Below are 1,485 nucleotides of genomic sequence, written 5' to 3' on the forward strand. Positions count from 1 at the left end.
CTCTGATTCTTGGTCTAAACCGTTGAAAACGAGCTCTACAGAGGCGTTATGCTCGTCTAATTCGTTTTGAAAGGGTTTTAGCTTGGCTTCAAGTCTTGCTTTGAAGTCTTCGTGGATTGATTTTAGCATTGCTTCTACGTCGTACACTGGCTTGCCTTTGTACTCCATGCCTGCTATTGGTTCTTTCTTTTTGCTCATATTTTTATGTTTGCTCTAATTCTTCCTTAAAACTTCCTTAAACACTTTTTAAACACCCTCTAAACTACCTTGAACACTATTTGACGGTGAAAACGAAGTGTAAAGGGATTAGACCTACATTTAGACCTACATTTTTATAATTGTAAACCTACGTTTAGACCTACATATTCTTAGATCGAAGAAATATTAATCTCTATTTCCATTGATCTGTTTCAATAGTGTTATTAATTCATCTTTTAGAGATAATTCCGTTTCTTTTCCTTTTATCTCTATTTCTTTCTTTTCTAATTCTTTTTCTAAAAGAGCTATTTTTGAGTTTAATGTTTCAATAGCAGAGCTCTCAATATTACGTTGATTGTTTATTGAGTTATGATTTCCTTTGACTTTACTCTTGTTATCTTGAGATACTATAACATCACCTTCTTTAGTTGTGAAAAAATAATTCATTGGCAGATCTAAAAAATTAGCTATATCAATTAGTTTAATTACTTTAAGGCTTCCAGTTCGTAGTCCATTATTCAATCCATCGTTTGTTAAGTCTATCTTTTGGCATAACTGTTTTATTTGGATTCCATTCCTTTTTAATTCGGATTTAATCTTTTTTTCTAACTGAAAATCAGCGTATTCCATTTTTATTTTGATTATAATTCCTATTTAATTTTGAATAATCCGATTTAAATAGGATGTTTGTAATGTATCAATTAAATGATACTTATAAAATAATAGAAAATTTCAACCTTATGCAAAGAAAAAAATCAAATAAGCCCTATAAGTCTTACAAACCTATTGGGATGGCACGAGGAGATATTCCTACGATTGCTAAAATAAAAAAATGTTCACACGTTCTTGTACGTAAAGTATTGAATGGTGAAAGAAGAGATGTTCGAGGAATCAAAGAAGAGCTTGATAGAATCATCCAATTCAGAATTGATAGAGAAGAAGCTAACGTGGGTTTTTGTTAGTTTTTTTATTTATCAGTCATGTACCGCCTAAATAGTACATTATGCTTGACATAGTTCGACTTGGGTGTGAGGTATTAGAAATAGATGGTCAAATATGGGTAACTTGGTTGTTTTTAAAAACATTAAATATTAAAGAAAAAACAATAAACCAAGGGACTTTAAGAGCTAGAAAAAAAAATAACCCTCGATCATGGGTAAACCAAAAAGATCCCGACGATGGAAGACGAAACCTAGTCCTCTTAAAAAGTATTCCCTCTCGATACAATCCCCCAAATGAGCAACTAGTTTGGGATATGCTTCACAGAAAACAGCGGAAGGATGAGGA

4 protein-coding genes are annotated in these 1,485 nt (G+C 32.0%); 2 read left to right on the top strand and 2 right to left on the bottom strand.

From position 1 onward, the window contains the following. The coding region (locus PL77_RS29710; protein WP_044213640.1) for a hypothetical protein at nt 1–198 on the bottom strand (198 nt) is incomplete at its 3' end. A 186-nt stretch (nt 199–384) separates the two neighbouring features. Continuing rightward, complete coding sequence (locus tag PL77_RS29715) at nt 385–828, bottom strand: hypothetical protein (protein ID WP_044213641.1); 444 nt, start codon at nt 826–828, stop codon at nt 385–387. A 110-nt stretch (nt 829–938) separates the two neighbouring features. On the opposite strand from PL77_RS29715, the gene PL77_RS29720 reads away from it, so the two are divergent. After that, nucleotides 939–1,160, top strand: coding sequence for a hypothetical protein (locus PL77_RS29720; RefSeq protein ID WP_156152615.1), 222 nt, complete (start codon nt 939–941; stop codon nt 1,158–1,160). 41 nt (nt 1,161–1,201) lie between these two features. After that, the coding region (locus PL77_RS29725) for a hypothetical protein (protein ID WP_044213645.1) at nt 1,202–1,485 on the top strand (284 nt) is incomplete at its 3' end.

The sequence above is a fragment of the Flammeovirga sp. OC4 genome (assembly GCF_000812565.1).
Taxonomy (GTDB): Bacteria; Bacteroidota; Bacteroidia; order Cytophagales; family Flammeovirgaceae; genus Flammeovirga.